8 protein-coding genes are annotated in these 5,279 nt (G+C 62.0%); 5 read left to right on the top strand and 3 right to left on the bottom strand.

Annotated elements, in window-relative coordinates:
* Positions 1–244 precede the first annotated feature (244 nt).
* Both VGU61_RS01875 and VGU61_RS01880 read left to right on the top strand, forming a co-directional pair.
* Positions 245–1,069, top strand: a complete 825-nt coding sequence (locus VGU61_RS01875) for a MipA/OmpV family protein (RefSeq protein ID WP_326857397.1) — start codon at positions 245–247, stop codon at positions 1,067–1,069.
* An 18-nt stretch (positions 1,070–1,087) separates the two neighbouring features.
* Positions 1,088–1,828 carry a hypothetical protein gene (locus VGU61_RS01880; RefSeq protein ID WP_326857398.1) on the top strand — a complete coding sequence of 247 codons (741 nt, stop codon included), beginning with the start codon at positions 1,088–1,090 and terminating at the stop codon, positions 1,826–1,828.
* Between the two features lie 4 nt (positions 1,829–1,832).
* On the opposite strand, the gene VGU61_RS01885 is transcribed toward VGU61_RS01880, so the two are convergent.
* Together VGU61_RS01885 and VGU61_RS01890 are read right to left on the bottom strand one after the other, a co-directional pair.
* The gene (locus VGU61_RS01885) at positions 1,833–2,234 is read right to left on the bottom strand and encodes a hypothetical protein (RefSeq protein WP_326857399.1); all 402 of its coding nucleotides are present in this window, start codon (positions 2,232–2,234) and stop codon (positions 1,833–1,835) included.
* Between the two features lie 54 nt (positions 2,235–2,288).
* A complete protein-coding gene (locus tag VGU61_RS01890) occupies positions 2,289–3,089 on the bottom strand; it encodes an ester cyclase (protein WP_326857400.1) in 801 nt (266 codons plus the stop codon).
* A gap of 83 nt (positions 3,090–3,172) precedes the next feature.
* Between VGU61_RS01890 and VGU61_RS01895 the strand changes: the two genes are divergently transcribed.
* Both VGU61_RS01895 and VGU61_RS01900 read left to right on the top strand, forming a co-directional pair.
* Positions 3,173–4,018, top strand: a complete 846-nt coding sequence (locus VGU61_RS01895) for a helix-turn-helix domain-containing protein (protein WP_414691581.1) — start codon at positions 3,173–3,175, stop codon at positions 4,016–4,018.
* A 33-nt stretch (positions 4,019–4,051) separates the two neighbouring features.
* A complete protein-coding gene (locus VGU61_RS01900; protein WP_326857401.1) occupies positions 4,052–4,456 on the top strand; it encodes a hypothetical protein in 405 nt (134 codons plus the stop codon).
* A gap of 142 nt (positions 4,457–4,598) precedes the next feature.
* Here VGU61_RS01900 and VGU61_RS01905 read toward each other — a convergent pair whose 3' ends face one another.
* Entirely contained in the window at positions 4,599–4,781 is a 183-nt protein-coding gene (locus VGU61_RS01905) for a hypothetical protein (RefSeq protein ID WP_326857402.1), read from the bottom strand.
* A gap of 309 nt (positions 4,782–5,090) precedes the next feature.
* Here VGU61_RS01905 and VGU61_RS01910 point away from each other — a divergent pair.
* On the top strand, positions 5,091–5,279 hold a 189-nt coding region (locus VGU61_RS01910), incomplete at its 3' end, for a hypothetical protein (protein ID WP_326857403.1).

Genomic DNA, 5,279 nt, shown 5'->3' on the forward strand with positions numbered 1-5,279 from the left:
GGGATTGAAGGCAACGGAAGTGCTGGAGCACGCCGGCCGGCGCAACCCATGGCCGTCATCCCGGTTTTGGGAATACGGGGCTGACGATGGTTTGCCGTCCTTCAGCCGATGTCGATGACGCATGGAAACGGCTTTTCGAGCACATGCCGGAAGGAAAACCATACAATACGCGACGCATATGCATCGGCGTCCGGCGTAACGAAGTCCGAAGCGCCGCACGTCTCCTCCTTATCGTCTACCGGCCATGAAAAACCTGTTTCTCCTCGCCCTGCTCGGCACCTCCAGTCTCGCCATTGCGCAAACGCCCACGGCTCGCCTCATGCCGGACGGCAGCAAGGACATGTATGCCGGCATCGGCATTACGTCCGCGCCGCGCTACAGGGGGTCGGACCGCCAGGAGACCGACCCGGTCGCACTGGTGCAGGTGCAATGGAGCAACGGCATTTTCGTGTCCGGACTGAGCGCAGGCATGCATCTGTCGGCGAGTCCGACACTGGAGTTCGGGCCGCTGCTGGCAATCGAACCGGGACGCAATGCCTCCGGCGCACAGAAGCTTTCCGGCATCGGCGGCATCGGTGTCGCAGCGCCCGGCGCCGACCTGCAGCAAAGACCGCGATTCACCGATGTCGGCTCGGCGCTGCAGGGCGGCGCATTTCTCAACCGCTACCTCGATGAAAACCTGCGCCTGACAAGCAGCGTGCTGTACGGTGCAGGCAACGACCGCAATGGCCTGCTGCTGAATGCCGGCATACAGAAATTCATCCAGGTCGCGCCGCATCATGCCGTCACGCTGTCGGCAGGCGCGACCTGGGCCAACCGCCGCTATACGCAGGACTATTTCGGCGTGGATGGCGCTTCCACTGCGGGTCCTGACGCGGCCGCATACCGGCCGTCCGGTGGCATTCGCGACCTCCAGTTCACGGTCAACTGGAACTGGGAACTGAGCAATCTCTGGCTGCTGACGTCGCAGTTATCGCTGAACCGCCTGATGGGGCCGGCCGCGGATAGTCCGCTGACCGACCGCCGCAACAATGCCACCGTCCGCACCGGACTGGTGTATCGATTCTGACCGAGCGGATTATCTAACGTGAACATCCTGCGCCTGCTGCTCCCCGCCACGCTCTGCGCGACGCTGCTTGCCGCGCTGCCTGCGTTCGCGGCAGCACCGGCGCCGACCATCAGCGAAGCGGCTGCGCAGGATGGCGATTGGGTGAGCTACCGGGATGCATACCGGCAGATGATCCGGTTCGACAAATACGGCAAGCCGAAGCATCTCATCCAGCATCACTACCAGGTTGCGCCGAAGGATAGAAGCGTATCGCTGGAAGGCGTACGACTCACGCTCGTCGGCCCTTCGACCCGATTGAACCTGGCGCTCGACGCCGTCGGGCGGGCGAATTTCCCGCTGCTCAAATCCGCCTATGACGACAATGCGCGGCTGGTGTTGAACCGCAAGGCCGAGTCCTACGCCATGCAGCCGAGAATCTCGATCATCCCGCGCGCCGATGGCATCTACGAGACTGCGGATTTGCAGGCGGCCTGCGAGCAGGCGCTGAACTATTTCCGCTATATCGGCAGGTCGTCGATGCAGGACCGGAAATGCGTGGGCGTGCGCTTCTCCTATGCGCATAACACGATGGATTCACCGGTGCGCTTCCGGAACACCGACCAGGCGCAGAAGGAAATCGCCATGGCGGACGGAAGCGCGTTCCCCGAGGATGCCGCTCCCTTGCTGCGGACAGCGACCTACCGCTTTTCCGAGTGGCCGGAAAAGGGGCAGGTCATGACGCAGAGCGCGCCGATCGCGATTGCGCCTGTTTTCGATTAGGCGCTCAGGCCGCTGCCATTCGAGCGCGCCGCAAGCCGAAATATTGCAGCTCCGCCAGGACGCCGACCGCCAGGGCCTGCCCGATCACGAAGGCATTGCCCAGCAGGGTCGGCTGCACCCAGCCGGTCAGCAGCAGCGCGATGCTGTCGATCGTCCATACCGCATTGACGATAATGACCAGCCATACCGCGCGGCGCGAGACGCGTTCGCGCGTGGCGATGAAGGCGACCAGCGCCGCGAAGGGCAGCAGGCTGGCGCCGGCGATCTGCATCAGCGATACCGGCAAGCCCAGCAAGGGTTCCAGCATCGAAGCGCCGAAAAGCATCAGCGCGCCGGTGATGGTGCTGGCGGCAGCGTCGGCGAGCAGGACACGACGCAGGAAGGAAGGATGTTCGAAGAGTGACATGGCAAGCTCCTTGGGTGGGTGAGTAAAGTCGCTACGATGGATAAAACAGCGCAGTCAGGCTGTTGCGGCAACGGCATGCGGCTGCAACCTTCCCTGGGCAAGGGCGTGAATCAGCGGGTGATCGCAGAAGATCCGGTTCTCCGCCACCAGGCCGTCCCGCATGCGCACGCGATCGACGCCATTGAATTCAACGGCCCGGCCTTCATGGGTGCCGCGTGCAATCCAGTGAATGAATACGCAATCGCCATTGACCGCATGTTCGGCGACCTCGAGTCGGAAATCCGGCATCGCCGCGACCAGGTCGGCGATACGCCGGGTGTATTCCGGAATGCCGCGCACCGGTTCCGGATTGCCCGGCCAGTAACCGGCCACGTCCGGCGTCAGCGCGCGCGGCACCAGTGCCGGATCGGGCTTGTTCCAGAAAGCGGCGAAACTCTGCACCGACCAGCCGCGCGGCCTGGACGCTGCCGGGGCCGGCATGGCCTCGGCGGGCGCGGGATCATGGAAGCCGGTGATGCTTTGCAGCAGTCCGTCGCCGACGATGGCGAAGTCGGTGCCTTCGATCCGCATCGCACCTGCCGCATCGGCTTTGGCCGGCGACATCCTCCAGCGAAAGCGCAGCCGGTCCTGCAAGCAGTCGATGTCGCCGATTCGTTCGAAACAATGTCCGGGAAAACGATGCTGCACGCCCGCAACCATGGCATCGATGCATTCATGTCCGTAGGCATGGGTAAGCGGGTCGAGATAACTGGCGCTTTCGCCGAGGGTTTGTGCAATGAGGCCGCGCCGCTTCGCGGCATCGGTCTCGTTCCAGATATGCATGTACCGGTCGATCAGTGTGACGAGGTGCTCCATGGTTCGCTCCTGTGATGGTCCGTGGTGGATGAGTGACTCCATGGTTGTCCATCGGCGCGGGCAAGTCGATTACGTCGGAGGTAATGGGGCGTGTTTTTTTGTTGCGCTATCATCGCGGCATGACGACTATTTCCCGCCCCGTTGGAGATGTATTGCGCGAATGGCGCCAGCGCCGCCGCATGAGCCAGCTCGACCTGGCATGCGAAGCCGACATCTCCACCCGCCATTTGAGTTTCATGGAAACCGGCCGCTCGGTGCCGAGCCGCGAGATGGTGCTGCATCTCGCCGAGCAGCTGCAGATACCGCTGCGGGAACGCAACGCCCTGCTCGTCGCCGCCGGCTACGCGCCGGTATTTCCGCAGCGCGGGCTCGACGACCCGGCGCTCGATGCCGCCCGCAAGGCAATGGAACTGGTGCTGAAGGGGCATGAGCCTTACCCGGCACTGGCGCTCGACCGGCATTGGAACATGGTGGCCGCCAACGGCGCGGTGACGCCCTTGCTTGCCGGCATCGACGCAGCGCTTCTGCAGCCGCCGCTGAATGTGCTGCGCCTGAGCCTGCATCCGCAAGGGCTGGCGCCGCGCATCGGCAATTACAACGAGTGGCGCGCCCACCTGTTCGACAGGCTGCGCCGCCAGATCGATATCAGCGCCGATCCGGTGCTGGTGGCGCTGCTGGAAGAACTGGCCGCCTATCCGGCACCGGACGGCGCATGGGGCAAGCCGCATGCCGCCGGAGCGGACTATGCCGGCGTGGTGGTGCCGTTCCAGCTGCTCACCGATGGCGGCGTGCTGTCCTTCATCAGTACGACGACGGTATTCGGCACGCCGATCGACGTCACGCTATCGGAACTTGCACTGGAAACATTTTTCCCTGCCGATACCGCGACCGCCGATGCCTTGCGCCGGCTTTCAGGCGCGGGCAAGTAAAATCAGCGGTTCACCCATTCGAACGCAGACGGCATGCACGACTCAGACGACCTCCCCCAGGACCAGCCCATCGAACGTCCATGGATTGTGCTCAACAATACCTACGACGTCGAAGCATGGATCGACAGCTATAACCGCGACCTGCAGCGCGCGATGACGAAACCGAACGCGCGCGGTTACGGCATCTGCTTCCGGCTGGTTCATGGCGGGGAGGTCTACCTGCATACCGATCCGGAAGGCAGCATCCTGCTGGACGTCACGCCGGAGGCCGAATGGGTATCGCCTCTCCTTACGGCAGCCACCGGGATAGACCAGCCGCCGTCGCAGATCTGGGTCCTTCCCGGCCATACGCTTACGCAATTGATACTGGGGCTGAGTACCTTGATCGCCACGACCAGGATCGTGGTCAGCCACGAGTTCAGGACCAAGCGGTTTTAAGGTTCCGGAATGCACTGCAATGCATTGCAGCCCTGTCGCCTTCCTGCTATCGACATGACTGTTGGCGCCGAACGGAACGGCATGCTTCGGGCGTAAAAAAACCAGCTTGATACGCTGGTCTTTTTGGTTTAGCCGGCAACATTCATTTGCCTGAGTCGGGCAGCTTTTCGTACACCATGCCGTCAACGAGAGCGCCGCCGAAAATGTAGCCGAAGCTGCATAGCATCACTGAGACTTTCATGAGAAAAATCGCCTTCGCGCCACCGTCCATGGTTGCCCATGTCTTGCCCGCGGCGGTTTTGAGTACTGGTTGTGCAACGTTCATGCTTGTCTCCAAATGATATTAGGCCGCAAGTCCCGCAGCCAGTAACCGAGCATAGCGCTGTTCGGGCAATTTGATGCGCTTTTAGAAAAATATAAAGAATGCCGCACTGCAGCGAAACACGTGGCCAGGACCAGTTCGAGAATACTTAACAACACTCAGGTTGCACATATCGCAATTTCACCCGGCTTTGCGAAATTCGCAGTTTCGCTGTGGTAATCTTTTCCGACCTTCTCCTGCCGGCGTTTTCCACTGGCTGAATTTCGAGCGGCAACCGCCGGATCACCCAATTGTTTCCATGCATATAACGAGATGACCAGGCAGTCTGCACACACCATTTCCAGGGAAGGCCAGCAGCTTCAGCTGTTGGAACGTGTCATTAATCCGATATTCGCCTGGCCCCTCGCCGCGGTCGTGTTTTCCGGCCTGCTCTGGAGCGTGACCGAAGCCAGGCTGGACCAGGCGGAAGACGCCATACGGAAAGGCAGTGAAGCCCGGGCG

The sequence above is a fragment of the Noviherbaspirillum sp. genome (assembly GCF_035944575.1).
In the GTDB taxonomy this organism is placed as follows: domain Bacteria; phylum Pseudomonadota; class Gammaproteobacteria; order Burkholderiales; family Burkholderiaceae_D; genus Noviherbaspirillum.